Here is a 25,730-nt window from a genome sequence, read left to right as displayed (position 1 = left end):
GGAATTGATGTGATCTAGTTAACACTGCTACAATAATATTTACCGATCGTTCTATAAATGGTAAAATAGACCGCGAAAGGAGCATGATCATGGCGCGAAGCAAAGAGTTTGACATTGATGATGTATTGCTCAAGGCAATGACGATTTTCTGGCAGCAGGGCTATGAGAAGACGTCAATGCAGGATCTTGTAGCCGGCATGGGAATTCACAAGCGAAGCATGTATGACACCTTTGGAGACAAGCATACCTTATATATAAAAGCGCTGGAACGCTTTGCTTCCATTCAAAGCTCCAGGCTGGAGAGCCGGATCGAAGGCATCACCTCTGCCAAGGCAGCCATCCGCCTCTTATTCGAAGCCACAGTCTATAGAAGTGAAGCGGAGCCGAAGGGCTGTATGCTGGTGAATACGGCAGTGGAGCTGTCGGCTCATGATCCGGAAGCAGCTGAGCGGGCCAATGAAGCTTTTCTGAATACCGAGAGATTAATGGAACAGCTGATCCTGCATGGACAGGAGACTGGAGAACTCTCCTCCCGGCATGCGGCTCCGGCGCTTGCTGCTTATCTGCACAATGCCCTGGTTGGACTGCGGGTTATGGTCAAGGCAACGAGGGATGCGGGCAAGCTCCAGACCATTATTGATACTACGCTGGCTGTGCTGGACTGAGCTGCCGTATTAGTATGAACGCGCCTGCCGGTAATTATCCAGACAGATATTCGGGAGGGCAGCAGGCGTGCGGGTGTATTCAGACTTCAATAAGAACGCAGTATGCAGTACAATATTATTCTGGATAAGGTTACACCGGCAGGAGGGAGCAATAGGAATGGCTAAGCAGAAATACTACGTAGTCTGGGAAGGCAAGCAGCCCGGAGTCTACAATACATGGGCGGAATGTCAGGCGCAGACGGATCATTATACCGGAGCGAAATATAAGTCCTATGAGAGCAAGGCGGCTGCTGAGACAGCCTTCAAGGCAGGCTGGAAGGGCAACTGGGGAACGGGTGCGGCAGCTTCAGGGACTTCCGGCACAAGCAAGTCAGGCAAGTCCTGGAGCCGGAGTGCCGGAGTGGAGACATCTGAGGAGATCGATTATGACAGCATCTCCGTGGATGTAGGCACCCGGGGGAATCCCGGACCGGTCGAATACAAAGGCGTAGATACCCAGACCGGGGATGTGATTTTCTCCTGCGGTTCGATCCGTAAAGGTACCAATAACCTCGGAGAATTCCTGGCGATTGTGCATGCGCTGGCTCATCTTAAGCAGGAAGGCAGCAGCAAGACGGTCTATAGTGATTCTGTCAATGCAATGAAATGGGTCAAGCAGAAAAAGGTGGCCACGACCTTGCCTCGGGATGCCTCTACAGAGGAGATCTGGCAGCTGATTGACCGGGCGGAGAGCTGGCTGCGCAGCCATACTTATGACAACAAGGTGCTGAAATGGCAGACGAAGTCATGGGGCGAGATCAAGGCGGACTATGGCCGCAAATAAGTTCCTGTTATTCTGGTTAATAACAGATAATGAAACAATACTAATAGCAGGGTAATTGGGAGGAGAACCGAATGTTTGGCAACGATTGGGATGAAGTGCTGCAGGAAGAGACGCAGAAGCCTTACTTTGAGGAATTGCGCTATGCCCTGGCACGCGAGTACAAGCAGTATACAGTCTATCCCCCGAAGGACAAGCTGTTCTCGGCGCTGAAGCTGACGCCTTACAGTAAGACCCGGGTAGTCATTCTGGGACAGGACCCTTATCACGGCGCCGGACAGGCCCATGGCCTTAGCTTCTCGGTAGAGCCGGGTGTAAGGATTCCGCCGTCTCTGCGCAATATCTACGCTGAGCTGCACAGTGATCTCGGGTTGGAGGTGCCGGGCCACGGATCGCTGCTGCACTGGGCGGAAGAGGGTGTGCTGATGCTCAATGCCGTACTGACAGTACGCGAGGGCCAGCCGAATTCGCATAAGGGGCTGGGCTGGGAGACCTTCACGGATGCCATTATGGAGAAGCTGAACGAGCGGACGGAACCGATGGTCTTCATCCTGTGGGGCAGCCATGCCCAGCTTAAGGGCGCGGTAGTTGACCGCAGCAGACACAAGGTGATCCAGTCCCCGCACCCGAGCCCGTTCTCAGCACACCGCGGATTTCTCGGCAGCCGCCCGTTCTCTCAGGCCAACCAGTATCTGGAGCAGCATGGGCTTAAGGGCATAGACTGGTCCATACCGAAGGTATAAGTAGTTCAGGCACAGGGAAGGGCGTGGAGCCATGAAGCATTGGGTTGGCAGACCGGTCATTATGTACTGCGGCGAGCAGCCATATACGATTATGAAAGGCGTTCTGCGCAGATGGGATCTTGCAGCTTCGGTAGCCGTCATCGGGCATCAGGAGATTGCCGTCCCTTTCCGCGATATTGTGTACATCAAGGCTCTGGCTCCCAAAGAGAGGGCTTTGCCCCCGGTTCTCCATTCGGTCGGATATATTATGAGAGAACGTCTGCAGTTTGATAATGCCGTCTATTTCAAATCAGCGGTTACTGTCTGGAAAGGGGACCAGCTGGTTGCATTCAATGCGACGATCATCGCACATACCAAAGGCTCCGTGACGCTGCGTGACGGGCAGAACCTGCCTAAGGGCAACCACACTTTCGTGGTCCGCTCGCTGCGGGGATGAAGTCCAGATACATTCAAGCGTGTACATTGAAAAGCCCTCCGGCGCGGAGATCATCAGCGCCGGAGGGCTTTTTATTAAAAGATAAGAATTTATATGTTTTGGGGCCCCCGCAAAGTACCTGAGTTATCACCTACGCTAAAGCCCCACTTTGTGGGATTGTTTTAAAATATAGAATTTATATGTTGCACACGATAACTTATCTTTCTATTTCTCGCTGAAACGGTACCGTCCTTTAAAAGGACGGCAAAGCCGTTTCCACTTGCTATACCTTATCGTCCTTGACGATCTCAATCTCAATCCCCGGCGGAGCACCTGGCTCGGGTACGGGTTGATCCACCCGCTCGGCGACAATGATCTCGTAAATGCGCAGGAAGATGATTTTGATAATCATATAGACCGGAAGCGCAATGAGGACGCAGATCAGTCCATAGAAGTCGCCCCCCACGAGTACAAGCAGCACTGTTGTGAGCGGGTGAACATCCAGCGACTTGCCATAGATGACCGGTGACAGCACGTTATCCTGAATCTGCTGCGCGATCAGAATGACGACGGCTGACCAGATCGCGAGTGAAGGCGATTCGATGAACCCCACGATAACAACGGGAACCGCCGCCAGCAGCGAGCCCACATAGGGAATGAAATTCAGCGGGATGGAGATCACGGCGAGCAGCAGAGAATAAGGCAGGCCGATCAGCAAAAATCCGATGTATAGCAAGATGCCCAGCACCACATTAAGCAGGACACGTGTAACGATGAAGCCGCTGAGTGCAGAGTCGATATCCTTGAACATCTCCTGGCCTTCCTTGCGGTATTTCTTCGGAATCAGGCCCTGAAGAATCGGGGACAGCTTGTGCCCGTCCTTCAGCATGTAATAGAGAATGATCGGCAGGGTAGCGATAACCACGACAATACTGGAGATCACTGTGATCAGGTTGGACATCGAATTGGTCACCCAGTTAATGGCACTGTTCAAATACTCCGTCAGGCGTGTGGTCACATCCGTGTCACCCTTGAAGAAGCGGGAGAGTGACGGGTCGTTCTGCAGTTTGTTGAACTGGTTTTGTATACCCTCGACCAGATATGGCGTATTGTCGATGAAATTCTGGATTTGCTCGCGCAGTGTAGGCCAGACCAGCACCCAGAATAAGACGAACAGTCCGGCGAACACAAGATAAATCAGCAGGACGGACAGCCCGCGGTTAACATTTTTGGTCCCCAGATAGTTGACAATCGGCCGCAGAAGATAATACATAAAGCCCGACAGCATCATGGGTACGAGCAGCAGTTGAATGATAGATACCAGCGGTGTGAACAGAAAAATGACCTTCGAGCCCAGGTACAGAATCGTCAAAAAGGCGATAATGGCCAGGCAGGTCCGAAAATACTTGCTTTGAAGCACAGCAGCCCCCCCTATCTCTTAAGTTATGTTTATGTATACGTATCTTTATAACCCAATTAGAAGAGATTGATTCAGGCCTGACCGGGAGCCGCCGCCACATGCGGGATTCAAGCCACAGGCGGAGTGGTAATATCGCAGTAGCAGAGTGGAAATATTGCAGTAGCAGTAATAGGAGGGATGCCGCATGCCAACATTGGTATTGGGGATTTTTGGACACCGGAGTGATGCGGTGCTGGCGATCGAAGAATTGAAGAAAAGTGGGATCAAGGCGAAGCATATCTCAGCTGTCACGAAGCAGAAGAACACGCTGGAGATCATCAGCAAGGATGCCGCGATTGGAGAAGTGGAGACGGGGCAGGGGAATAATGGCTTGTACGGTACAGCCCGCGGGCTTGGGGTAGGCCTGGATATGGTCGCGGATTCTGCGGTCGCAGCAGGTCCGGCAGCCCGCAAGCTCGCGGGGGCGGATCTGGAGACAGACGGCCTTGCGGTCAGCCTGATCGGAATGGGGATTCCGCAAGATGACGCGGAGGCGTATGCGAAGCATGCTGATCTGGAGCGTATTATTGTCATTGTCCTTCTGCCTGAAGAAGAGCTGCGGGAGAGAGTGCAGACCATATTTGTGAAGCATGATGTCATACCTTTGAATTAAGCGATGGATTCGGAAAATATAAGGGATCAACGCAGCCGGCGGGACTTTCGTCTGGCTGCTTTTTTTTTGCGGTTCTGTACGAACAGCACGGGGTCGATGCCGGCACCTACCTGTCCGCCTGTTTCCTTGGTCACCTGCTTGGCTTTTACCAGAGAGAAAAAAGCAAACAGTTCCCCGAGCACGCCAAAGCCGGCGGCAATAATCGCATAATCCTCTGCACTGAGCTCCTCGGTTCCTACTGGGCCGTCACTGCCGCTCCCTCCTTGGCCGTTAATGCCGCCATTGCTGCCATTACCGCCGTTACCGCCCGCGCTGCCATATCCGTTGTTATTGTAATAGGCCATCTCCTGTTCACCCGCTTTTCCCCATATGTAATATAAATATGTCGCCCGCTGCCATTGTGAAATGGGCAATCGGGAGGTAATTTGCCGCACCGGATGATATAGTTACAAGGCTGAAATGAGCATAAATGAGCAGAGCATACGCGAATACTTACAGCAGTAGTGTATCCGGCTGGAATAGTAGCCTCTTTACAGTTCATGAAAACGCTGTTACAATCATAAATGAGCACAAATGATCAACATCAGTCACAAGTGATTTGAATCCAGTCATCTTATCTTTCAATTCAGGTAGTTACTGTATATATAGGAATCCAGCAGCGGGTAGCTGCACATCCTAAGGAGTGAGCTGCATGTTTGAAGAAGAACGCAAACGGATGATTCTGCTGTTTGTCGAGAAGCACACAAGAGCCTCGGTTCAGGAGCTGGGCCAGGAGCTGTCCGTCTCGGAATCGACCATCCGCCGGGACCTCAAGGAGCTGGAGGAAGCGCGGCTGCTGAAGCGTACGCATGGCGGGGCAGTATCCCTGCAGAGTGTGAACTTTGAAGCGGCGGTTACGGACAAGGAAGACCGGTTCCTGGAAGAGAAGCTGCGGATTGCCGGGAAGGCTGTGGAGATGATTGAGGATGGTGATGCCATTCTCCTTGACGGAGGTACCACTACCCTGCAGATTGCCCGGGCGCTGAAATCGTTCCGCAATCTCAAGGTCATTACCAACTCAATCATGGCGCTGAACGAGCTGAAGGACTGCCGCCATATTGAGGTGTCTATTACAGGCGGGATGCTAAGGCCGGACACCATGGCTTTTGTCGGACCGATGACCGAACGCTCGCTGGATATGGTGCGGGTGGATAAGGCTTTCCTTGGCACCAACGGGCTGGATATCCGTGAAGGGATTACGACGCCGAATATGCTGGAAGCGGCCACCAAGCGCAAAATGATCGCTGTAGCGAAGCAGACGATCCTGCTGGCCGACCATAGCAAGATCGGGCAGATCTCCTTCTGCAAGGTTGCAGATCTGCAGGAGATGGATCACTGCATTCTGGATAAGGGCACACCGGATAGCTTCAGGAGGCAGCTTGAGAAGCTGGATGTGGATTATACACTGGTGTGACGGGATGGGAAGACAAACATTATAAATGAGGGATGAATGATGATCTATACTGTGACACTCAATCCTTCCGTCGATTATATCGTGGAGGTAGAAGAGTTAACACTAGGCGGACTCAACCGGATGAAGCGCGATATGAAGCTGCCCGGCGGGAAGGGAATCAACGTATCCCGCGTTCTGAAGCAGCTGGGCGTTGAGAATACGGCCACCGGATTTCTGGGCGGCTTCACCGGCGGCTACATTGATACCTGGCTGGGCCAGGAGGGGATCTCCGGCGACTTCGTTCATATTGCGGACGATACCCGGATCAATATCAAGCTTAAGGCCGGGCAGGAGACAGAGATTAACGGAGCCGGGCCTGTCATTACGGAGACCGAGACGTCTTCGCTGCTGCTTAAGCTGGAAGCCCTGAAGCCGGGTGACATTGTGATCCTGTCAGGCAGCACGCCACCTTCGCTGGGTGGAGATTTCTACAGCAGACTGATTGCAGTATGCAGGCAGAAGGGCGCGGAGTTCGTTATTGATACGACCGGGCAGGCCTTGCAGGACGCCTTATCCCGGGGGCCGTTGCTGGTCAAGCCGAATCACCATGAGCTGGCAGAGCTGTTCGGTGTTCAGATCAGTACCAGAGAAGAGATTATCACTTACGGACGCAAGCTTCTTACGGGTGGTGCCAAGCACGTGCTGGTCTCGATGGCTGGCGAAGGCGCATTGTTCCTTACCGGGCAAGAAGTATACCATGCCAGCGCTCCTAAGGGCCAGGTGAGGAATTCAGTAGGTGCGGGAGATTCGATGATTGCCGGATTCGTGGGCACCTTGTCGCTGACAGGGAATGTGCTGGAAGCATTCCGTGCCGGTGTGGCATCAGGAAGTGCCACAGCGTTCTCCGATGATCTGGCAGACCGGGCATTGATTGAAGAGCTTCGTCCGCTTATTGCCATATCTCAGCTATGAATAACAGAGGTTAACAGGTTCAAGTACATTCGGGGAGTTGAGAATTGATGAAAATTACAGATTTAATGATACAGGAAACGATGATTATGGAGCTGCAGGCGACAACGAAGGAAGGGGTCATTGACGAGCTGATTGCCAGCCTCGCGGCCAGCGGACGCATCACGGATGCGAAGCTGTTCAAGGAGAAGATTCTGGAGCGTGAAGCCCAGTCCAGCACAGGCATCGGCGGAGGCATTGCTATGCCTCATGCCAAGACCAAGGCCGTTAGCGAAGCAACAGTAGTCTTTGCGAAGAGCAGCGCCGGAATTGATTTTGCCTCCCTGGATGAAGCGCCGGCCCACATCTTCTTCTTGATCGCCGCGCCGGACGGAGCTGGAAATATGCACCTGCGGACACTCGCTGCACTGTCCAGGTTGCTCATTGAAAGCGAATTCATCGAACAAATCATGAGTGCCAAGACCCCTGCCGAGGTGTCCGCCTTATTCGATGCCAAGCAAGCGGAGGCTGAAGCCCAGGCGGAAGCGGAAGCCAAGGCAGCGGCAGTGAAGGCTGCTCCTAAGGCAGCCGCACCGCAAGCTGAACCGGCACGAATCATTACCGGGAACCCGGATTCACAGAGCTTCGTTGTTGCTGTAACAGCGTGTCCTACAGGTATTGCCCATACCTACATGGCAGAGGATGCCCTCAAGAAGAAGGCCAAGGAGATGGGTGTCAATATCCGTGTCGAAACGAACGGCTCGGAGGGTGCGCAGAATGTGCTGACCGCAGATGAGATCGCCCGGGCCAGCGGGGTCATTGTTGCCGCCGACAAGAACGTGGAGATGGAGCGCTTCAGCGGCAAGCCTGTGCTCCAGCGTCCGGTTAGCGACGGTATCCGCAAGTCAGAAGAGCTGATCCGGATCGCAGTTGCAGGAGATGCGCCTATCTACCGCGGCTCTGGACGCAATGAAGAAGGCTCAGCGCCTGTGAAGTCCGGTTCTATTGGAAGCAAAATCTACAAAGACCTGATGAACGGCATCTCGCATATGCTGCCGTTCGTAGTCGGCGGAGGCATTCTGCTGGCGATCTCCTTCTTGATCGAACAGGTGGCCAGTCCCGACAATCCGCTGGTCAAGCTGCTGCAGAGCATTGGCGGCGGAGACGGAGCCTTCCACTTCCTGATTCCGATCCTTGCCGGATTTATCGCGATGAGCATCGGTGACCGGCCTGCGCTGATGCCGGGTATGGTCGGCGGTCTGATGGCCCTTAACTCTAATTCAGGCTTCCTCGGAGGTCTGGCTGCCGGGTTCCTGGCCGGCTACGTTGTGATTATGCTCCGCAGAGCCTTCTCGGGCCTGCCGCGCACACTGGACGGACTGAAGCCGATTCTGCTCTATCCTGTATTCAGCCTTTTGATTACTGGCGCAGTTATGTTCTTCCTGTTCGATCCGTTATTTAGCTGGATTAACGGAGGATTGACCGATGCGCTTAACAATCTCGGTACTGGCAACAAGATTCTGCTGGGCTTGGTGCTTGGCGGGATGATGGCCATTGATATGGGCGGTCCGTTCAACAAAGCAGCCTACACCTTCGCCATCGGCGTGTTTACATCCAGCGGCAATACAAACGGAATGATGATGGCCGCAGTGATGGCCGGAGGGATGGTGCCTCCGCTGGCGATTGCCCTGGCCACCTCGTTCTTCAAGAATAAATTCACGGAGACCGAACGCAAATCCGGTGTAACCAACTATGTGCTGGGCTTGTCGTTCATCACCGAAGGGGCTATTCCGTTCGCTGCGGCTGATCCGCTGCGGGTGCTCACCTCCTGTATTCTGGGCTCTGCCGTAGCCGGCGGACTTACCCAGTTGTGGAACCTCAACGTTCCCGCACCGCATGGCGGTGTGTTCGTAGCCTTCCTGTCCAGCAATGCCGCGCTGTTTCTGCTGGCCGTGCTGATCGGTTCCGTGATTTCCGGTCTGATCCTGGGGCTCTGGAAGAAGCCGATCACAGCAAAATAACGTATCTTGCCTTTCCCTGGAACCGCCTGGGAGCAGAGACAGACCTCTGCTCCCAGGCGGTTTTTGCCATTTAGACCCTGTAACAGGACTGTTTTACGCTTGCCCCTCCAATTTGGTGTCTTATTTCGGTATAATTAAAAATATATATACAGAGAAGGCAAAGGAGAATGCGAAATGATTCTGCATAGAGGTGAGGTCTTATTCCGCCAGGGTGACGGCGGCCAGAACCTGTTCAAGGTGAAGAGCGGACTGTTCAAGGTCACGAGACTGCATGAGAACGGGAACATGGTATTGTTCAACCTGCTATATCCGGGTGAGACCGTTCCGCATCATTCCCTCATTTCGCCGAAGGAGGCGCATGGAACCGCAGTGGCAATGATGAAAAGTGAGGTCGAGCTGATTCCGGCTGCAGAATGGTACCGGGAGCTGAGGGAGAAGCCTGAGAAGGTGATGGAGATCGCCCTTTTGCTTCAGGAGAAGGTGCGGTTCATGCAGACGAGGCTCGATCATCTCACGGTTGGAACGCCGGGGGAGCGGATGGCCCTGCTGACCCGCTGGCTGACCGAATATTCTCATGGCGCACAGCTCACAGATCTGCTGACACAGGAAGAGATCGGACAATTGATCGGCGTCCGCCGCGAGACCGTCAACCGTCTGCTGCGGAATCCGGGCTGATTGCTTATTTTTAGTGGAAACTGTTTAGAGTGGCCCCTCCGCGTGGTATAATCTATTCAGAACATATCAAACTAAAGAAAGGATCAGGATACCATGTGTCCCCGAAGGACGATTCCCCAAAGGACGATTTGGAAACGTTATGATCTGTCTTATACTTAGCTTCCCTGTAGCATGTGCGCGAACCGTTGTTCATTGACGAAGCCGCTTCTGCGAAGGGAAGGAAGTATTGTATGCGAAGGAGCAACATCTCCTCCGGTATAACCCCTCGTAGAGGCTGGCAGGAACGTCTAGCCGCCATATACGATAAGGGGAGACCGAGTAATGAGGAAACAAGACAGTGGCATGAGTTTGCCGCTCCGGTTAGCTATTATTTTGACCGGAACACTATTGCTTGCATTTACGTATTATCACATTAATTATCAGAACCACTTGACCGAAGGCGGATTCGTAGGATTGTCGCTGCTCGGCAAGTATGTACTGGGGATTTCACCATCACTTAGCATCCTGATTTTGGACATTCCGGTACTCATCATCGCAATCATTTTCAAAGGAAAATCATTCGTAGTGAACACCTTCATCTCCGTAGTGGCCTTCACGGTATTCTACGGGCTGATGGAACGCTATTCCGGCTGGGTTATTGACCTGCAGGATAACTTGCCGGTTGCGGCGCTGTTGTCCGGGGTATTGACAGGTCTGGGCGCAGGAATGGTCCTGCTGGGCGGCGGGGCGAGCGGCGGGGACGATATTTTGTCCGTGCTGATCAGTGAATGGAAAGGTATTAAGGTAGGAACCGTATTTATCCTGATGGATGTAATCGTTCTGGCTTTCTCCCTCTTCTATATGCCGTTAAGAGAAACCCTGTACACTGTGATGGCTGTAGTTGTAGCCGGTTATGTAATCACTTTTACAACCTCTCTGGGCAGACGGAAGCTGGTTCAGGCACCTAAGATTCCGTCCGCACTTGCCAAGACTCAGGAAGGTACAGTGAATGTGAATAATGCAATGTGAACTCCGTGAACCACGGGGATGATAAAAGGTCAGCGGACTACCGTCCGGCTGGTCTTTTTTTTGTGCGTTAAGATTAGTCCGTGGACTGCTTCACCGCGGACAGCAGCAGGAACATTGGACGCCGCGTCTCCTCCTGCCAGGCCGGATTCTTCTCCAGCATCTCAGGGGTCGGCTGCAGCTCCGACATCTCCTTCAGGACGAAGCCTGATTCGAGCAGTGTACCCAGGTAGGTGGCGGTGGTCCGGTGGTATTTGGCAACCTCGTGTTCGAGAAAATCAGCCAGCCTTAGCCCTTCCAGATGATAGTGGTCCACGGGCCAATGCTGCTTCTTCCCGTCCGGGCTGTAATGCCAATCCTGCGAGGCGAGCGCGGTGAAGATCGGATGCTCCACAGAGAAGACAAAGGCTCCCCCGGGCTTCAGGCAATGCCGGACCTGGCGGCAGAGACTGCCGAAATCTTCAACATAGTGGATCGCCAGCGAGCTGATCACGGTATCAAATTGCTCTGCCCCGAATGCGGCATCCTCAATCGCGAGCTGGAGATACTCAATCTTCGGGTCGTCTGTCATCGTACGGGCACGCTCCAGCATATTGGCGGAGAGATCTATGCCTACGACGGAAGCCGCCCCCTGCTCCCGGGCATACCGGCAGTGCCAGCCGAACCCGCACCCCAGGTCAAGCACCCGCTTGCCGGACAGATCAGGCAGCAGGGTACGGAAGACCTCCCATTCTCCGGCAGCCTCCAGTCCGCCCGTAGAGCGGGGCATCTGGCTGTAATTCTCAAAAAAACCCGCGTCGTCATACTTATTTTGCTTCATTTCTTGAACCTCCCACATCCTTGTATTACAGAAAGTATAACGCAGATGGGACGGGGGTGCAGCCTTAAGAATGCTTTATTACCCTTGGGTCCGTTAGCGGATAATCAGCAGGACTACCGTTGTTACAACGGCTAGTGATAAGGAATTGGTGATCAGAAAAGCAAATCCGACCCCCTGCGCGGCCAGGTTAACCGCATAAGCCTCCATAAGTGCGATGCCCAGCAGCATCAGCAGGTAAGATTTCAGACTGAGATCTGCAACAGAACGGGTCCTGAGGATCTGCACAATCTGCGGAATCCAGCCTACAGAGAGAATAAGACCGCCAACCAGCTGCATAACTGTGAACACCATTCATACACCCCGCTATTCTTAATTTCGTATTAGTACGATGTATGCTCTAGGGGAAATGGAGGTTCAGACAAAAACCCGCCGCCCCTCGGGAGGGACGGGCGGGTTCACCCGGCAGGCATCTGCCCGGGTCTAGGATTGCTTCAGCCGGATAAGCTGCTTCAGCAGCTGCTGCGTGTCGTCTACAGGAAAGGCTTCCTGCAGCACTTCATTAACGGTCTGCTTCGCCCGGTCAACCTTATCTTGCCCAATGGCAGTCAGGGACGTATAGATGCTTCTGCGGTCTGCCTCGCAGGACTTGCGCTCCAGCGCTCCGCAGCCCTTGGCTTCGAAGCGGCTGACCAGCCGGGACACAGCACTCTGGCTAAGCCCGACCATCGATTCCAGCTGCTGGAGCTTCAGCTTTTGCTCAGGGGCTTCGGACAGAAACAGCAATACATAGAATTCCTTAAGCGATAACTCATAGTTCTCGGTCAGCTTCGCTTCAAGGACTGCGGCCACCTTCATCTGTATCAGAGAGAGCGATAACCAGCTGTTAATCAGATCATTTGAAGGGGGGTTAGTCATGTCTTCATCCTCCCGGTGTATACCTGTAATGAATAGTAGTTGTTATACAGTATACCATCACCATAGGCAAGCTGCTGACGAATTGTCCTTAACGCGGGAATCCTAATGTGTACTGCTTAGGTATATCTGCGTCTTTGCGCAGCGTCACACCGGCTTCCAGCGTCCAGTAAGGATTACGGAGCATTCCCCGGCCCACCGCTACCAAGTCAGCTTCTTCATTGCTAATGACGGCGTTGGCAAGAACCGCTTCATCCAACCGGCCGACAGCAATCACCGGCACGTTCAGCTCCTCGCGGATGGTTCTTGCCAGCGGTAACTGATAGGCTGCATGGTTGCCCGGTCCATTCTCTGCGTCAGCTGCTCCCTCACCGCCTGAACTGATATGGAAAATATCGGCTCCGGCTTCCTTATAGGCTCTGCTGATCTCCAGACCTTCTTGGAGGCCGTAGCCGCCTTTCACATATTCTCTGGCGGAAATCCGCATGATCAGCGGCATATCCTCAGGCATCACGCTCTTGGCGGCAGTGATTACCTCCCGGCCGAACAAGGTCAGGTCCTGTCCGTACTCATCAGTCCGTTTGTTGGTCAACGGCGAGTGGAACTGGTGAATCAGATAACCGTGGGCGCCGTGCAGCTCAATAGTGTCGAACCCGGCCTGAACCGCACGCTCTACGCCCCGTTTGAATTTCTGGACCATTTCTTGTACTTCCTCTGTCGTCAGGGCATGAGGAGTCTTGGAGTTGCCGTCAAAAGGAATAGCCGAAGAGGAGACAGGAACTTTGGCATCCTCCGCTTTGCGCCCGGCATGGGCCACCTGAATTCCGATTTTGGCTCCATGGGCATGACTGGCTTCCACAATCCGCGCCAGCGCAGGAATCTGCTCATCAGACCAGACGCCCAGATCATAATCGGTAATCCGGCCGTCCGGGTCCACATCCGCCATCTCGACAATGATCAGTCCAGTGCCGCCGACAGCGCGGCTTACATAGTGGTTGTAATGCCAGTCGTTAGCGATGCCATCCTTATTGGTAACTGAATATTGGCACATGGGCGGCATCACCACCCGGTTCTTCAGTTTTAAGTTTTTATACTCATAGGGGGTGAACAGATCTTTCGTCATGAATGTCGCTCCTTCGTTCTATATGGGATGGATAAACAATAAATGCATGCGCATGCATATAAATATAAACTGTAGGTTTCTGCCTGTCAAGTCAGCTGGATTAAAATTTGCAATACTGCATATACGTTGTAAGTTTCAGAAATAGCTGTGCGAGTTTACAATTATTATATTGAAAACAATAAAGGGGGATCGCCATGGAGCTGCTGACCATTGTTAAAGCAATCATCCTGGGCATTGTAGAAGGGCTGACCGAATTTGCTCCGGTATCCTCGACAGGCCATATGATCATCGTTGATGATATGTGGCTTAAATCGCAGGAGTTCCTGGGGAAGTACACGGCCAACTCCTTCAAGGTAGTGATTCAATTAGGCTCCATTCTTGCAGTCGTCATTATTTTCCGTAACCGGTTCATTGATCTGCTGGGCCTGAGGAAGCTTAGCCGCCAGGATCTGGCCGTAGTGCCGGAAGGGCAGCGGCAGGCTCCGGTTGAAGGACGGCTGAAGCTGACGCATATCCTCATTGGACTGCTGCCTGCCGGTATTTTCGGATTTCTGCTGGAGGATTACATCGATGAGCATCTGTTCTCTACCTTTACTGTGCTGATTGGACTTGTGGTAGGAGCGTTGTTCATGATCTGTGCTGACCGTTTTGCGCCTGCGAATGCCCGGACTGAGAGTGTGGACCAAATTACATATAGGCAGGCGCTATCAGTCGGATTGATTCAATGTATCTCCCTGTGGCCGGGCTTCTCGCGGTCCGGCTCGACGATATCCGGTGGGGTTCTGCTGGGCATGAGCCACCGTGCGGCAGCCGATTTCACCTTCATCATGGCGGTACCGATTATGGCCGGGGCAAGCCTGATTTCACTGCTGAAGAACTGGCAGTATTTTACGCTGGATGCCTTGCCGTTCTTCATTGCCGGCTTCATTAGCGCCTTCGTATTCGCACTGGTATCGATGCGTTTCTTCCTGAAGCTGATTAACCGGATCAAGCTGTTGCCCTTCGCAATCTACCGGATTGTGCTTGCCGGTGTGGTCTATCTGATCTGGTTCTGATTTCGCCGGGCCGCAGAGTCTAAGCTGCTCCTCCTTCATGGGGGTGCGGCTTTTTTTGGCGTTCTGCTATAGGGAATCTGTATAGCCGGATTGCGTGGAAACTGTTGCAGGGCGCGGAAGCCGTGCAGTAAGATGGCATCAGATTAAGGCTTGCAGGCATAAGCGATAAACAACTATACAGAGGAGTGGACACCTATGAGTAAAGGAATCAATACAAGCAGCCTCGGTTATCCGAGAATCGGCAAGAACCGTGAATGGAAGAAAGTGCTGGAGGCTTATTGGGCCGGCAAAATCGATGAGCAAAGCTTCCGCTCGCAGATGGAGGATATTCAGCTTCAACATTTGCAGACCCAGCAGCAGGCCGGAATTGATCTGATTCCTGTGGGCGACTTCACCTTCTATGACCATGTGCTGGATACTGCCGCCATGTTCGGGATCGTACCGGCGCGTTATGGATATAAGGGCGGAGAGATTCCGCTGGATCTGTATTTTGCAATGGCGCGCGGCAATGCAGAGGCTCCGGCCTGCGAGATGACGAAATGGTTCAATACGAATTACCATTACATTGTACCTGAGATCGGCAGCCTGTCCCCGGTATTGACAGCGAATAAACCGCTGGCCGCCTACCGCTTCGCCAAGGAGCGGGCAGGCATTGAGGGCAAGCCGGTTATAGTCGGACTGTATACCTTCCTGAAGCTGTCCAAGGGCTTCCCGGCAGCAGACATCGCCGCCGTTGCCGCACGCTTCCTCCCGCTGTATGTGCAGCTGCTGCAGGAGCTGAAGGCGGAAGGAGTGGCCTGGGTACAGATCGATGAACCGGCGATTGTTACCGGCTTAACGGCTGAGGATACCGCGCTGCTGCAGAACATTTACAGTGAGATTGCTGCGGCCGTACCTGGTCTGAACCTGATGCTGCAGACGTACTTCGAAGCTGCGGAGCCGCTTGAAGCATTGCTCGCGCTGCCTGTGCAGGGTCTGGGTCTTGACTTCGTCCATGACGGCGGCAAGAATCTGGAGTCGGTTGCACGCCTCGGGTGGCCGCAGGATAAGACACTCGGAGCCGGTATCCTTGACGGACGCAACATCTGGCGCGCCGATACCGATGCCAAGCTGGAGCTGGTAGAGAAGCTGCTGACCTATGTGCCTAAGGAGCAGCTGATTCTCCAGCCAGCGTCAAGTCTGCTGCATGTGCCTGTAACGGTTGAGGGCGAGGTCAAGCTGAAGGCTGCGGTTAAGAATGCCTTGGCGTTCGCCAATGAGAAGCTGGCCGAGCTGGTTCTCATTGCGGCAGCCGCGAATGAAGGAAGAGAGCGTTATGCCGCCGAGCTGGAGCGCAGCCGTGAGGTGCTGGCCGTATTCCGTGCCCTGCCGGAGCGCGGGCGTAAGGATGTAGCGGAGCAGGTGCATGCCCTTGCCCAGCTGCCGGACCGCCGCAGCCTTCCGTTCGCCGAGCGTGTCAAGGTTCAGCAGGAGAAGTGGCGTCTGCCGCTGCTGCCGACCACGACCATCGGCAGCTTCCCGCAGACGGCTGAAGTCCGCCAGGCCCGTCTGAAATGGCGCAAGGGAGTCTGGAACCAGGAGCGTTATGACTTGTTCATCAAGCGGCAGATCGCTGAAGCGATTACGCTTCAGGAGGAGCTTGGTCTGGATGTGCTGGTACACGGAGAGTTCGAGCGTACGGATATGGTGGAATTCTTCGGGGAGAAGCTGGCCGGCTATCTGTTCACCGCAGGCGGCTGGGTTCAGTCCTACGGCTCACGCTGCGTGAAGCCGCCGGTCATCTATGCCGATGTTGCCTTCATCGAGCCGATGACCGTCAAGGAGAGCGTGTATGCCCAGTCACTGACGAAGCTGCCTGTTAAGGGAATGCTGACCGGACCGGTCACGATCCTGAACTGGTCCTTTGTCCGTGATGATCTCAGCCGGGAAGCAGTGGCCGGACAGATCGCCCTTGCTCTGCGTCATGAAGTATCCGCACTGGAGGAGGCTGGGATCGAGATGATTCAGGTCGATGAGCCGGCGATCCGCGAAGGCCTGCCGCTGAAGGCGAGAGATCATGAGTATTATCTGAACTGGGCGGTGAAATCCTTCCGGACCGCCACGAATCATGTCAAGGACACCACACAGGTGCATACGCATATGTGCTACAGCGAATTCAATGATATGATCGGTTCGATCTCGGCGATGGATGCGGATGTCATCTCCATTGAGACCTCGCGCAGCCATGGTGAGCTGATCGTCAGCTTCGAGGAGCAGGAATACGATAAGGGGATTGGACTGGGTGTGTATGATATCCACAGTCCGCGCGTACCGGTGGTAGAGGAGATGACTTCGGCCATCGAACGTGCGCTGCGCGTGCTGGATGTCCAGCAGTTCTGGATTAATCCCGACTGCGGACTGAAGACACGGGGCTGGGAAGAGACCACAGGCGCACTGCGTAATATGGTGAAGGCTGCGGTCCTGGTGAGAGAGCAGCACGGCGCAGTGACCCGTTAACAGCCGGAGTTGTTCCGTTTAAGATCCTTGGATTCGCACAGAAAAACCACTGCAAGCGGGAGAGTACAGTCTCCGGCCAGCAGTGGTTTTATTTTTGCAGGAAACACTTGATAATAATTCTCATTCTTGATAGAATGAGAAAAGAAAGAAGGAACCTGTGGAGGGCTCCTTCAACTTCTGCAATCATTCATTATTTGCTTTCGAAGGTTTTGCAATCTGTTTCCTCAGATTGTGTAGGCTGCTTGGAGCTGTGGTAAGCAACGAAGATCGACTCAGCGTTGCATTTGTTCTCTTCAGCCCAGTAGGTGCAAGAATTAACTGCGCACAATACGTCTTTTGCCATGAGGGTTCACCTCCTCTTGTAGTAGTAGGCATCATAAATCGGCAAGAAATCAATTACAGCTGCCCGGGCAAGGTGGAGCTTGTCCGAATAGCGCCATAACCTTATTCTATGCGAATAGGGTTTTTGGTGTTTTTTTGCCGTTTTATCATCGTAATTGTAACAAATAAAGAGGCAATACGCAAACAGGACCACACTTGGCTATCTATGGCTGAATGGTCTTATTTGTTTTTTTCCGTAAATGGCTGCAACCTTCCAGCTTTTGGAACGTCAAGAGGGATAAGCGCGGAACGGACCGATACAGATAACGGCCTTTCGCCGCGGAAGCTGAAACACAGGAAGCAGTATACAATTACACTTGATGGAGGAATGAGCATGCGAAAATGGGGTCTGCATTACTTGTTGTATCTAGTGGTTGTAGCCGTGGTTCTAACGGGCTGCGGCGCGTCGAGTAGCAATTCAGATTCGGCCGCGAATACAGAAAGCGCGTTCAGAAATGAAGCAGCATCAGACGGATCGGCAGAGAGTGCGCCTGCTGCGGTGGAGGTCAAGGAGGATAGTCTAACCTCGAATACTGCGATGGCTGTTAATGATCAGGCTGACCAGAAAGGCGGCGGCGGAAATTCGGCAGTCCCTGGGGCGGGGGCTGAGCAAGGGACAGATGCTTCTGCCGGATTCACCGGAACCGATGTGGTAGCAGGGCTGAACAAGAAGCTAATCTACAAGGCGAACCTCAATATGGAGGTAAGCGACTACGGGGCAGCGCAGACTGAAGTGCGGAATATGGTTACTCTGGCCGGGGGCTACATTATCGAATTCTCAGAGAATATGTCTGAATATGAACAGGGCGGAACCTTTATCCTAAAAGTGCCTGCGGCGGGCTTCTCTCCGTTCCTGAACAATCTGGAGAAGATTAAGCATGAAAAGCTCCAGAGAAGCATCCAGGGGCAGGATGTGTCGGAGGAATATGTGGACCTGGAGTCACGCCTTAAGGCGAAGCAGATGATGGAGGCGCAGTATATTGATTTTATGAAAAAAGCAACCAAACCGGCCGATCTCGTCCAGTTCGCCAACCAGCTTGGGGAAATTCAGGAGCAAATCGAACAGATCAAGGGCAGAATGCGGTATATCGATCAGAACGTATCTTTCTCTACAGTGGAGCTTCGCCTCTACCAGACGGAGAAGAGTCTTACCCTTACGAAGACCAATGCCCAGGGACCGCTGGGTGTACGGGCTTCAGAAGCGCTGAATGGCAGCATGAAGGCGTTGTCTGTGATGTTCCAGTGGCTTGTTGTGGTACTGGCGGCTGCTCTCCCCGTCCTGCTCGTAGCTGGAGTGGTGGTTGCGCTGGTGCTCTGGTTACGGCGAAGCTTCAAGCGGCGGCAACCTGCGCACCCTGAACAAGTGCGGTTGGGCGCTAAGCATCTGCCGGGCCGGGAATCGCAGCCTCATCCTGAGAGTGCACCTGTAGTACCAACTGCACCGGAAGAGGAGAATACGGATAAGCAGAACAAGTAGAAGCTGTACCGGTAAAGATAAGGATCATTTGTAAAGAATAAAGCCTCCCTACCCGTGAATCCGGGCTGGAGGCTTTGTTCTTGTTCAGGAAATGCAGGCGTGTGGTCCGAATGTATGCGGAAAACAGCAAACATTGTGCTAGCGCGCAGGTAAGTGCTTAAAGCTGTCCATTAGAGGAGCAGAGAAACCGGGACCTCCAGCCTTAAACATGCTGGAAGAGCACGCGGTACTCGCCATAGCCTTCCTTCTCCAGGTCCTCTTTGGGAACAAAGCGCAGAGCTGCCGAGTTGATACAGTACCGCAGTCCGTTCGCTCCGGGGCCGTCATTGAATACATGGCCCAAGTGGGAATCCGCTGTTTTGCTGCGTACTTCGGTGCGGACCATCAGGTGGCTGAGGTCGGTTTTCTCCTTGACCACATAGTCCCGGATCGGACGCGTGAAGCTCGGCCAGCCGCAGCCGGAATCGAACTTATCCTCTGAGCTGAACAGTGGCTCCCCGGAGACAATATCCACATAGATCCCGTCTCCGTGGTGATCCCAGAATTCGTTGCGGAATGGAGATTCCGTAGCGCTGTTCTGCGTTACTTCATATTGAAGCGGAGTCAGGCGCTCCTTCAGGCTCTGCGGGTCCTCCTTATGCGTCCAGTGAGCTTCGATGAATGCTTCCCGGCCCGAACCCTTGCGGTAACGCTTGTAATGGGCTGGATTCTTGTGATGATAGCCCTGATGATATTCTTCGGCTGGGTAGAAGGGCTTAGCCGGAAGAATAGGCGTCACAATGGGAGCAGAGAAGCGTCCACTGGCCTGAAGGGCCGCCTTGGAAGCCTCTGCTTGCTGGCGCTGCTCCTCCGAATGGGTGAAGATTGCCGTTCCATAAGAAGTTCCGCGGTCATGGAATTGCCCTCCGGCATCGGTAGGGTCAATCTGCTGCCAGAACAGCTCAAGCAGCTTGCTATATGGGAAAATATCCGGATTGAACGTAATCTGTACCGCCTCAACATGTCCGGTGGTTTCCGAGCATACTTCCTCGTAGGTCGGATTCACAGTATGTCCGCCTGTATAACCGGAGATAATCTTGACAATGCCCGGAAGCTCTTCAAAAGGGGATACCATACACCAGAAGCATCCACCGGCGAAGGTGGCTTGTTCGGTCTTGAAATTTATAGAATCAGCTTGAAATTCACTCATTGTTATCCCTCCATCTGTAGAATGCAATTAAATAGATCACAATTTAATTATAAATCAAATAGAGGCTTACTGCCAGCATACCGGAAATTCTTGAAGCGTCAGCGGCCCGCAGAAGGACGGCGGCGCATGGATAATCCGGCTACAGCCAGTACGGCAATATACACGATTATAGCTACAACTGCACTTCGCGGATGCTGGAACATCTGTCCTCCCAGGAAGGCGTAGAGGGCGATGCCGGGAATTTTGCCAAGTGCAGTGGCTCCAAGATAGCTCCAGAAAGGCAGTCCGGCGGCACCGGCGTAGATATTCACAGCCATCTGCGGAATGAACGGTGCCAGGCGGGCGATCACTACAGATGCAAAAGGACGCTGCTGCACAGCATACACAAATCTGTCCAGCGCGGAAATGCTGCTTAGATAGGCCATCGATTTGCTCCGGAACATGGATGTAACGACTCCATAGACAAGGGCTGCCGCGATCGTAGTAGCACTCCAGCAGATTAACGCTCCTGCGAAGCTTCCATAAGCATACCCGAACAATCCGATAATCAGCTTGTAGGGCAGGACCGGAAATAAGGCCAGCACTGTAGCGGCGAGCATGGACAAATACAAAGGATGATCCTCTCTAAGCCAGGCCAGGAGTTCATACCTGTAGACAAACGCGAGGATTATGCACGAAACATACAGAATAATTGTTAGCCATTTTCTCATTATACTATGCCCCTTCTTCACTCCATCCATTTCATCATACTGAAAAAAAAGCAATTAAAGCAATTATTGAAGCAAAGATCATTGTTCCCGCAGCATGTCACGGTATAATACATCTATAAGGGAATAGAAATTCCCCCAACATGTAAGGGAGATGCTGCTGTAATGAAACTACCTGTCCGTAAAAGAGTGGCAATGATCGGCATAGGCGATATTGCCCGTAAAGTCTATTTGCCGCTGCTCTCCCGGCATGATCAGGCCGAGGTGGTGGGAGTGCTCAGCCATTCCTCTGCTACGGTCGAGCGGGCAGTCCAGGCTTATCGCCTTCAGCGGGGGACAACCGAGCTTACGGAGCTGCTGTCCTGGGATCTGGATGCTGTGTTCATACATAGTCCTACAACTACGCACTATGAGCTGGTTACCTCTTGCCTGGAGCATGGGGTGTCCGTGTATGTGGACAAGCCGCTCTCCTATGATCTGGAGGAATCCCGCCGGATGGCAGAGCTTGCTGAGAACAAGGGGCTGCTGCTGGGAGTGGGCTTCAACCGCCGCTATGCCCCGATGTATGCCGCCGCCAAATCCTGGCTGCATAAGGCCGGAGGCATCAGCCAATCCACTGCTGTCAAACACCGGACGAAGCTGCAGCAGGGCAGCAGCCATGAGACGATCCATGATGATCTAATCCATATGCTGGATCTGTTGCTCTGGCTGTCCGGCGGGGATTATGAGCTGCTGCACACCAGCCTGAAGGCGGATACGGAGGGGCGGCTTCTGCACGCCTCAGGAATGCTTGGCTGGGAGAACGGGACCACCGGCCATTACAGCATGGTCCGGGATGCCGGGGCCGATCTGGAGAAGCTGGAGCTGCACGGACATGGCAGGTCGGTTGAGGTGACGGACATGGAACGGGTTATATTATATGAGCAGGGCTCGCTGCCGCGCACTCAGAACTTCGGCAGCTGGGATACAGTACTGGAGCGCAGAGGCTTCAGCGGCGCGGTCAGCCATTATCTCAGCCATATAGCGACACCGGAGCAATGCGGTATTTCCGCTTCGGCCGTATTGCCGAGCCATGAATTAGCAGCAAGACTAAGCCGCTGAGCGGTCAGATTCGCAGCAGAGAGGAGAACAACATGGAGGATTATGACAACAAGTCGATGGAAGAGAGGATTATCGAGAGCTATAAGCGGGACGAGGAAATGATGATTCTCGTATTTGCCCAGTGGTGTGTGAATAATAAGCTGGACCCGCATGCCCTGTATCTGCAGGCTTATCCGCAGCAGGAGGGCAATCAGGCGCTGGCCAATGCGCTGGCTCTGACGGTATCTGAGGAGGAGGCCGGCTTCATCTCCGATGATACGGTGCTTGGCGTACTCTCCCTCTATAGCAACGATGATCTTGCCTATGTGGTTACAGAGGCTATCCAGCTAAGACGCAAGGCAGAAGACACCAAGGATTGAGAGCGTAAATATAATAATTGGGGTTAATGAACTTTTTTTTGGCAAACGATGTTCATTCCAGAATAAATGTGGTAAAATTATATATACTAACTAATTGTAAGCTTCATAAGTGAGAGGTGATAACCATGGAAGAACATCAATTGACGATGTGCCCGAGATTTGAGACGGCTTTTTCGTTTCTGGGCAAGCGTTGGAACGGACTCATTATTCAGACCTTGATGAGCGGCCCCAAGCGGTTCAAGGATATTTCCGGACTGATTCCGTCAATGAGCGATAAGATGCTGTCCGAGCGCATGAAGGATCTGGAATGCGAGGGCATTCTGGTACGTCATGTGTACCCGGAGACACCGGTGCGCATTGAATATGAATTGACAGTGAAGGGCCGTGCGCTTGAGCCGGTCATGCAGCAAATCCAGTCCTGGGCCGAGAGCTGGGTGGAGTAGCAGTAGCGTAATATATTTTTGATGACAGCCTCTTGCCGGGTATGCGGGTAAGGGGCTTTTCATATGCTGTTCTGCTTGTTTATGCAGATTTTGCCCAAATAAACCTTGCACTTAGGCCCTACCTGTGTAATATAATAGAACATACTAAATATTACGGATGTGTGGAAGCGTTAACAAAAGGTGGAAAAGCCCAGGGTTATGCGGCAGGCGGATGCTTACGAGATGTGTTTTGGACGATGCTGAGGAAGGAAGCGGAGGGCTCACACAACTTTTAGGAGGCGAGGACCATGACCATCACCTTGTTTTCCCGGGAAATAACCTATGGAAAAAAGGATGTCGCCGAACTGGAGACTGCTTCGATTAAAGTACAGCTGATCTATGACAAGGTGCTGTTCATGCTTCATAACCATCTCCCGGATTCTCTGTGGGATGCGTGGATCGGTGTGCCCTATGAGATCATTTCTTCTCTATATAAAGGGGACAATGACAGCGGGAGCGTGTTTCAGAAATGGATTCAAGGCCCGTCCGGCTGGAAATGTATCGGCTGTGAACGGCATTGTCTGGAGCCTGTAGCGGCTAAGGAAGGGAGCGACTCAAATGTTCAGCGCCGCTTTACTTTTCATAATGGAATTAGCCAGAGCATGGTACTTCAAGCTGTGATATGGTCCATGTATGAGAATACCCGGCTGCTCCAGCCTTATCTGGGGGAGGATGCTTTTCTGAGTGAGGAGGATATGGAGCTGATCTCTGTATATTTCGTGCCCACCTACCTTACCCCGACACCGCTGAGCGAATTGAACAAACCGGCCAAAGAATATAAGGATAAGAACATCAGAGTGTATCAGGAGTGGATCTCTGCCCCCGATCTGGTGCTGCAGTGGAACGGCGGCCTGACCGAAGGCAGATGGATGACGGGTGTCTATGTGGATCATTCACGGTTCGCCGGACTTGGCCCCTACCTGAAGGATGCGCAGGGCAAGCGGACTTATATGCAGGCGACAGTTCAATAAAAAAGGTGAACTCGAAAAAAGATTTGAACTTGAAGCCAGGTCGTCGCTGCGGTGAACATTTGGACTTCCGGCCGCTGTTGTGTTTGGATTCCCCGATACAAACCGCTCTTCGCGGTAGAAATCCAAACACAAAGGCGATCGCTCCGCTCCTCCAGTTCCAAATTTCCCCTCCGCTTCTTTTGCTTTTTTGTTTAAATTCTTTATTTCTACTTCTAGTGACTCACAACAGCAAAAGCGGCTCTAGTCCGCCCGGTTATTCCTCCGCCGGATCAAGTACACGGTACTTAAGATGACCAGTCCTGCTGTAAGGGAAATGATCAGAATCACCTTCCCGTTCGCGCCGCTGGTAGCTGCTGATTGGGCGGCTGGATTCACGAAAGTAATGATAAGGATGCAGGCCGCCACCACAATCGCCAGAACTGCACCCGCTATGCTTCTCCCGTTCACTCCGCTTTGCCCGCCACCCGGTCCCACATATGCACCGCTCCAGATCAGCCGTACGAGATAGGAACCCACACCCAGCATGAAAATTGCGTAATTACCAAGCGGATATTCCAGCCACTTCATTCCGTAGTTGTGCAGCCCCATGTCTGCCAGCAATAAGAATGCCACCAAAAGAAATGCCTGATTCCCCGCCTTGTGCCGCTTCTGCAATTGTCTCTCATCCAGGTTCGTTCTGTTCATCCTTCGTTCCCTCCCAAAATAATTGATCCAGCGTCTTCCCAAGTGTTACACAAATGTCTATGCACAACCTCAGAGTGGGGTTATAATCACCGTTCTCAATCGCAATAATTGTCTGCCTTGTGACCCCCACGGCATCTGCGAGCTGTTTTTGCGACATGTCCTTTGCCGCTCTGGAGGCTTTGAGCCTCAGATTTTTCCCCATTCCCTCACCTCACGCATATTGTAAAATATATAAAACAAAATGTCTAGTATACTTAACATTTTAAAAACAAAAAGTTCGCGTTCATTAAAATTTGTTATATTCAGTGCGTACAATCACAAGTTCCGCCTAAGGCCAGTGATAAGGTGTAGAAGTGAAAGAAGCACAAACCTACATCTTAACCTGAGGAGGGGCCAACATGGCGTCCAATCAATTAAACGATACAACAATTCATCCCGGGTTCACCCCGGAAGCAATGGTCAGAGATATTGTTCTGCAGTTCCCCAAAGCAGCTGATTATTTCAAGGCACAACGGATCGATTTCTGCTGCGGAGGTGCAAAGCCGCTGGCTGAAGCCGCTGCCGAGAAGGGTCTTGACCCGGAAGCAATGGTTCAGGAGCTGAACACGCTGCAGCAGCAGCATCCGGTGCTGGAAGAGGATACCGCCTGGAACGAGGCTTCGTCAGAGGAACTGGTGGATTATATTGTGAACAAGCATCACCGCTACCTGCGTGAAGAGCTTCCGCTAATCAGCCAAAATGTAACCAAGGTGTTCCGCGTTCACGGTGAGGATTCACCGCACCTGGGAGAAATGCACCGCCTGTTCAATATGCTGCGTGAAGAGCTGCTGCAGCATACGGCAAAGGAAGAAGAGAGTGAATTCCCTAAGATGCTGGCCTACACTCAGAACCCAACCGAAGAAGGACTTGCTGAGCTGCGCGGATTGCTGCATAATCTGGAAGCCGAGCATGACGGGGCCGGAGAGATTCTGCGTGAGCTTCGCAGAGTAACTAATGATTACACGCCGCCCGCACATGCCTGCACAACATATCGCCTGACGTATGCCCGCCTTGAAGAACTGGAAGGCATGACCTTCGAGCATGTGCATCTGGAGAACAATATTTTGTTCCTGCGGTATCAATAGGACCTGCTGCATTGAATAAGTCCCTTCGGGGACTTTTTACTTTTTCTTCCGGC

General features: G+C 52.8%; 29 protein-coding genes. 18 read left to right on the top strand and 11 right to left on the bottom strand.

What is annotated here, in order from left to right:
- Positions 1 to 89: 89 nt before the first annotated feature.
- From MKX51_RS20485 to MKX51_RS20470, 4 genes are all read left to right on the top strand, one after another.
- Positions 90 to 665, top strand: coding sequence for a TetR/AcrR family transcriptional regulator (locus MKX51_RS20485; RefSeq protein WP_340993628.1), 576 nt, complete (start codon positions 90 to 92; stop codon positions 663 to 665).
- A 157-nt stretch (positions 666 to 822) separates the two neighbouring features.
- Entirely contained in the window at positions 823 to 1,488 is a 666-nt protein-coding gene (rnhA, locus tag MKX51_RS20480) for a ribonuclease H (RefSeq protein WP_340993627.1), read from the top strand.
- A 71-nt stretch (positions 1,489 to 1,559) separates the two neighbouring features.
- The gene (gene ung / locus MKX51_RS20475) at positions 1,560 to 2,228 is read left to right on the top strand and encodes a uracil-DNA glycosylase (protein ID WP_076079956.1); all 669 of its coding nucleotides are present in this window, start codon (positions 1,560 to 1,562) and stop codon (positions 2,226 to 2,228) included.
- A 31-nt stretch (positions 2,229 to 2,259) separates the two neighbouring features.
- Positions 2,260 to 2,664 carry a hypothetical protein gene (locus MKX51_RS20470; protein ID WP_076079955.1) on the top strand — a complete coding sequence of 135 codons (405 nt, stop codon included), beginning with the start codon at positions 2,260 to 2,262 and terminating at the stop codon, positions 2,662 to 2,664.
- A gap of 262 nt (positions 2,665 to 2,926) precedes the next feature.
- On the opposite strand, the gene MKX51_RS20465 is transcribed toward MKX51_RS20470, so the two are convergent.
- Positions 2,927 to 4,063 carry an AI-2E family transporter gene (locus MKX51_RS20465; protein ID WP_340993625.1) on the bottom strand — a complete coding sequence of 379 codons (1,137 nt, stop codon included), beginning with the start codon at positions 4,061 to 4,063 and terminating at the stop codon, positions 2,927 to 2,929.
- Positions 4,064 to 4,247: 184 nt separating this feature from the next.
- Here MKX51_RS20465 and MKX51_RS20460 point away from each other — a divergent pair, with 184 nt between their 5' ends.
- On the top strand, positions 4,248 to 4,715 hold the full coding sequence (locus tag MKX51_RS20460; protein WP_340993624.1) for a hypothetical protein: 468 nt from the start codon (positions 4,248 to 4,250) through the stop codon (positions 4,713 to 4,715).
- Positions 4,716 to 4,741: 26 nt separating this feature from the next.
- Here the strand turns inward: MKX51_RS20460 and MKX51_RS20455 are convergent, their stop codons facing one another.
- The gene (locus MKX51_RS20455) at positions 4,742 to 5,059 is read right to left on the bottom strand and encodes a hypothetical protein (RefSeq protein ID WP_340993623.1); all 318 of its coding nucleotides are present in this window, start codon (positions 5,057 to 5,059) and stop codon (positions 4,742 to 4,744) included.
- 347 nt (positions 5,060 to 5,406) lie between these two features.
- On the opposite strand from MKX51_RS20455, the gene MKX51_RS20450 reads away from it, so the two are divergent.
- From MKX51_RS20450 to MKX51_RS20430, 5 genes are all read left to right on the top strand, one after another.
- Positions 5,407 to 6,168: a DeoR/GlpR family DNA-binding transcription regulator gene (locus MKX51_RS20450; RefSeq protein WP_340993622.1), complete on the top strand. Its 762-nt coding sequence runs from the start codon at positions 5,407 to 5,409 to the stop codon at positions 6,166 to 6,168.
- A 39-nt stretch (positions 6,169 to 6,207) separates the two neighbouring features.
- A complete protein-coding gene (gene pfkB / locus MKX51_RS20445) occupies positions 6,208 to 7,119 on the top strand; it encodes a 1-phosphofructokinase (protein ID WP_076079951.1) in 912 nt (303 codons plus the stop codon).
- Positions 7,120 to 7,166: 47 nt separating this feature from the next.
- The gene (locus MKX51_RS20440; RefSeq protein WP_340993621.1) at positions 7,167 to 9,116 is read left to right on the top strand and encodes a PTS fructose transporter subunit IIABC; all 1,950 of its coding nucleotides are present in this window, start codon (positions 7,167 to 7,169) and stop codon (positions 9,114 to 9,116) included.
- A gap of 174 nt (positions 9,117 to 9,290) precedes the next feature.
- Positions 9,291 to 9,791, top strand: a complete 501-nt coding sequence (locus MKX51_RS20435; protein WP_036731809.1) for a Crp/Fnr family transcriptional regulator — start codon at positions 9,291 to 9,293, stop codon at positions 9,789 to 9,791.
- Between the two features lie 321 nt (positions 9,792 to 10,112).
- Positions 10,113 to 10,799 carry a YitT family protein gene (locus MKX51_RS20430; protein WP_036698508.1) on the top strand — a complete coding sequence of 229 codons (687 nt, stop codon included), beginning with the start codon at positions 10,113 to 10,115 and terminating at the stop codon, positions 10,797 to 10,799.
- Positions 10,800 to 10,872: 73 nt separating this feature from the next.
- On the opposite strand, the gene MKX51_RS20425 is transcribed toward MKX51_RS20430, so the two are convergent.
- From MKX51_RS20425 to MKX51_RS20410, 4 genes are all read right to left on the bottom strand, one after another.
- Positions 10,873 to 11,616 (bottom strand): class I SAM-dependent methyltransferase, encoded by a 744-nt coding sequence (locus MKX51_RS20425; protein WP_340993620.1) that lies wholly within the window; start codon positions 11,614 to 11,616, stop codon positions 10,873 to 10,875.
- Positions 11,617 to 11,709: 93 nt separating this feature from the next.
- A complete protein-coding gene (locus MKX51_RS20420; RefSeq protein ID WP_340993619.1) occupies positions 11,710 to 11,967 on the bottom strand; it encodes a PQ-loop domain-containing transporter in 258 nt (85 codons plus the stop codon).
- Positions 11,968 to 12,096: 129 nt separating this feature from the next.
- Positions 12,097 to 12,531 (bottom strand): MarR family winged helix-turn-helix transcriptional regulator, encoded by a 435-nt coding sequence (locus tag MKX51_RS20415; protein WP_340993618.1) that lies wholly within the window; start codon positions 12,529 to 12,531, stop codon positions 12,097 to 12,099.
- Between the two features lie 88 nt (positions 12,532 to 12,619).
- Entirely contained in the window at positions 12,620 to 13,651 is a 1,032-nt protein-coding gene (locus MKX51_RS20410) for an NADH:flavin oxidoreductase/NADH oxidase (RefSeq protein ID WP_340993617.1), read from the bottom strand.
- Between the two features lie 194 nt (positions 13,652 to 13,845).
- On the opposite strand from MKX51_RS20410, the gene MKX51_RS20405 reads away from it, so the two are divergent.
- Both MKX51_RS20405 and metE read left to right on the top strand, forming a co-directional pair.
- A complete protein-coding gene (locus MKX51_RS20405; protein WP_340939409.1) occupies positions 13,846 to 14,706 on the top strand; it encodes an undecaprenyl-diphosphate phosphatase in 861 nt (286 codons plus the stop codon).
- Between the two features lie 195 nt (positions 14,707 to 14,901).
- Positions 14,902 to 17,202: a 5-methyltetrahydropteroyltriglutamate--homocysteine S-methyltransferase gene (gene metE / locus MKX51_RS20400; protein ID WP_340993616.1), complete on the top strand. Its 2,301-nt coding sequence runs from the start codon at positions 14,902 to 14,904 to the stop codon at positions 17,200 to 17,202.
- Between the two features lie 190 nt (positions 17,203 to 17,392).
- On the opposite strand, the gene MKX51_RS20395 is transcribed toward metE, so the two are convergent.
- A complete protein-coding gene (locus MKX51_RS20395) occupies positions 17,393 to 17,545 on the bottom strand; it encodes a DUF1540 domain-containing protein (RefSeq protein WP_076079942.1) in 153 nt (50 codons plus the stop codon).
- A 372-nt stretch (positions 17,546 to 17,917) separates the two neighbouring features.
- On the opposite strand from MKX51_RS20395, the gene MKX51_RS20390 reads away from it, so the two are divergent.
- Positions 17,918 to 19,060, top strand: coding sequence for a DUF4349 domain-containing protein (locus MKX51_RS20390; protein WP_340993615.1), 1,143 nt, complete (start codon positions 17,918 to 17,920; stop codon positions 19,058 to 19,060).
- Between the two features lie 202 nt (positions 19,061 to 19,262).
- On the opposite strand, the gene msrA is transcribed toward MKX51_RS20390, so the two are convergent.
- Positions 19,263 to 20,249, bottom strand: a complete 987-nt coding sequence (gene msrA, locus MKX51_RS20385) for a peptide-methionine (S)-S-oxide reductase MsrA (protein ID WP_340993614.1) — start codon at positions 20,247 to 20,249, stop codon at positions 19,263 to 19,265.
- 98 nt (positions 20,250 to 20,347) lie between these two features.
- The gene (locus MKX51_RS20380; RefSeq protein WP_340993613.1) at positions 20,348 to 20,959 is read right to left on the bottom strand and encodes a TVP38/TMEM64 family protein; all 612 of its coding nucleotides are present in this window, start codon (positions 20,957 to 20,959) and stop codon (positions 20,348 to 20,350) included.
- A gap of 162 nt (positions 20,960 to 21,121) precedes the next feature.
- On the opposite strand from MKX51_RS20380, the gene MKX51_RS20375 reads away from it, so the two are divergent.
- The 4 genes from MKX51_RS20375 (at position 21,122) to MKX51_RS20360 (ending at position 23,869) form a co-directional block, all read left to right on the top strand.
- The gene (locus MKX51_RS20375) at positions 21,122 to 22,057 is read left to right on the top strand and encodes a Gfo/Idh/MocA family protein (protein WP_340993612.1); all 936 of its coding nucleotides are present in this window, start codon (positions 21,122 to 21,124) and stop codon (positions 22,055 to 22,057) included.
- A 32-nt stretch (positions 22,058 to 22,089) separates the two neighbouring features.
- Entirely contained in the window at positions 22,090 to 22,416 is a 327-nt protein-coding gene (locus tag MKX51_RS20370) for a hypothetical protein (protein ID WP_340993611.1), read from the top strand.
- Between the two features lie 125 nt (positions 22,417 to 22,541).
- On the top strand, positions 22,542 to 22,859 hold the full coding sequence (locus MKX51_RS20365) for a winged helix-turn-helix transcriptional regulator (RefSeq protein WP_036698497.1): 318 nt from the start codon (positions 22,542 to 22,544) through the stop codon (positions 22,857 to 22,859).
- Between the two features lie 287 nt (positions 22,860 to 23,146).
- Positions 23,147 to 23,869, top strand: a complete 723-nt coding sequence (locus tag MKX51_RS20360) for a hypothetical protein (protein WP_340993610.1) — start codon at positions 23,147 to 23,149, stop codon at positions 23,867 to 23,869.
- A 240-nt stretch (positions 23,870 to 24,109) separates the two neighbouring features.
- Here MKX51_RS20360 and MKX51_RS20355 read toward each other — a convergent pair whose 3' ends face one another.
- Positions 24,110 to 24,553: a DUF6773 family protein gene (locus MKX51_RS20355; protein WP_340993609.1), complete on the bottom strand. Its 444-nt coding sequence runs from the start codon at positions 24,551 to 24,553 to the stop codon at positions 24,110 to 24,112.
- Positions 24,531 to 24,755 carry a helix-turn-helix transcriptional regulator gene (locus MKX51_RS20350; protein ID WP_036698494.1) on the bottom strand — a complete coding sequence of 75 codons (225 nt, stop codon included), beginning with the start codon at positions 24,753 to 24,755 and terminating at the stop codon, positions 24,531 to 24,533. The genes MKX51_RS20355 and MKX51_RS20350 overlap by 23 nt, the downstream gene beginning before the upstream one ends.
- Before the next feature lie 196 nt (positions 24,756 to 24,951).
- Here MKX51_RS20350 and ric point away from each other — a divergent pair, with 196 nt between their 5' ends.
- Positions 24,952 to 25,677 carry an iron-sulfur cluster repair di-iron protein gene (gene ric / locus MKX51_RS20345; RefSeq protein ID WP_445322022.1) on the top strand — a complete coding sequence of 242 codons (726 nt, stop codon included), beginning with the start codon at positions 24,952 to 24,954 and terminating at the stop codon, positions 25,675 to 25,677.
- Positions 25,678 to 25,730: the final 53 nt, after the last annotated feature.

It is taken from the genome of Paenibacillus sp. FSL M7-0420 (assembly GCF_038002345.1).
Taxonomy (GTDB): Bacteria; Bacillota; Bacilli; order Paenibacillales; family Paenibacillaceae; genus Paenibacillus_AQ.
Note: the sequence above shows the minus strand (reverse complement) of the source record. Positions and strands in the feature narration are given on the sequence as shown.

Coding starts and splice junctions, on each gene's coding strand:
- MKX51_RS20420 (WP_340993619.1), bottom strand. CDS start 11,967: ATGGTGTTCACAGTTATGCAGCTGGTTGGCGGTCTTATTCTCTCTGTA.
- ung (WP_076079956.1), top strand. CDS start 1,560: ATGTTTGGCAACGATTGGGATGAAGTGCTGCAGGAAGAGACGCAGAAG.
- metE (WP_340993616.1), top strand. CDS start 14,902: ATGAGTAAAGGAATCAATACAAGCAGCCTCGGTTATCCGAGAATCGGC.
- MKX51_RS20370 (WP_340993611.1), top strand. CDS start 22,090: ATGGAGGATTATGACAACAAGTCGATGGAAGAGAGGATTATCGAGAGC.
- rnhA (WP_340993627.1), top strand. CDS start 823: ATGGCTAAGCAGAAATACTACGTAGTCTGGGAAGGCAAGCAGCCCGGA.
- MKX51_RS20415 (WP_340993618.1), bottom strand. CDS start 12,531: ATGACTAACCCCCCTTCAAATGATCTGATTAACAGCTGGTTATCGCTC.
- MKX51_RS20435 (WP_036731809.1), top strand. CDS start 9,291: ATGATTCTGCATAGAGGTGAGGTCTTATTCCGCCAGGGTGACGGCGGC.
- MKX51_RS20455 (WP_340993623.1), bottom strand. CDS start 5,059: ATGGCCTATTACAATAACAACGGATATGGCAGCGCGGGCGGTAACGGC.
- ric (WP_445322022.1), top strand. CDS start 24,952: ATGGCGTCCAATCAATTAAACGATACAACAATTCATCCCGGGTTCACC.
- MKX51_RS20425 (WP_340993620.1), bottom strand. CDS start 11,616: ATGAAGCAAAATAAGTATGACGACGCGGGTTTTTTTGAGAATTACAGC.
- MKX51_RS20470 (WP_076079955.1), top strand. CDS start 2,260: ATGAAGCATTGGGTTGGCAGACCGGTCATTATGTACTGCGGCGAGCAG.
- MKX51_RS20360 (WP_340993610.1), top strand. CDS start 23,147: ATGACCATCACCTTGTTTTCCCGGGAAATAACCTATGGAAAAAAGGAT.
- MKX51_RS20355 (WP_340993609.1), bottom strand. CDS start 24,553: ATGAACAGAACGAACCTGGATGAGAGACAATTGCAGAAGCGGCACAAG.
- MKX51_RS20365 (WP_036698497.1), top strand. CDS start 22,542: ATGGAAGAACATCAATTGACGATGTGCCCGAGATTTGAGACGGCTTTT.
- MKX51_RS20450 (WP_340993622.1), top strand. CDS start 5,407: ATGTTTGAAGAAGAACGCAAACGGATGATTCTGCTGTTTGTCGAGAAG.
- MKX51_RS20395 (WP_076079942.1), bottom strand. CDS start 17,545: ATGGCAAAAGACGTATTGTGCGCAGTTAATTCTTGCACCTACTGGGCT.
- MKX51_RS20390 (WP_340993615.1), top strand. CDS start 17,918: ATGCGAAAATGGGGTCTGCATTACTTGTTGTATCTAGTGGTTGTAGCC.
- MKX51_RS20440 (WP_340993621.1), top strand. CDS start 7,167: ATGAAAATTACAGATTTAATGATACAGGAAACGATGATTATGGAGCTG.
- MKX51_RS20375 (WP_340993612.1), top strand. CDS start 21,122: ATGAAACTACCTGTCCGTAAAAGAGTGGCAATGATCGGCATAGGCGAT.
- MKX51_RS20430 (WP_036698508.1), top strand. CDS start 10,113: ATGAGGAAACAAGACAGTGGCATGAGTTTGCCGCTCCGGTTAGCTATT.
- MKX51_RS20380 (WP_340993613.1), bottom strand. CDS start 20,959: ATGAGAAAATGGCTAACAATTATTCTGTATGTTTCGTGCATAATCCTC.
- pfkB (WP_076079951.1), top strand. CDS start 6,208: ATGATCTATACTGTGACACTCAATCCTTCCGTCGATTATATCGTGGAG.
- msrA (WP_340993614.1), bottom strand. CDS start 20,249: ATGAGTGAATTTCAAGCTGATTCTATAAATTTCAAGACCGAACAAGCC.
- MKX51_RS20410 (WP_340993617.1), bottom strand. CDS start 13,651: ATGACGAAAGATCTGTTCACCCCCTATGAGTATAAAAACTTAAAACTG.
- MKX51_RS20485 (WP_340993628.1), top strand. CDS start 90: ATGGCGCGAAGCAAAGAGTTTGACATTGATGATGTATTGCTCAAGGCA.
- MKX51_RS20405 (WP_340939409.1), top strand. CDS start 13,846: ATGGAGCTGCTGACCATTGTTAAAGCAATCATCCTGGGCATTGTAGAA.
- MKX51_RS20350 (WP_036698494.1), bottom strand. CDS start 24,755: ATGGGGAAAAATCTGAGGCTCAAAGCCTCCAGAGCGGCAAAGGACATG.
- MKX51_RS20460 (WP_340993624.1), top strand. CDS start 4,248: ATGCCAACATTGGTATTGGGGATTTTTGGACACCGGAGTGATGCGGTG.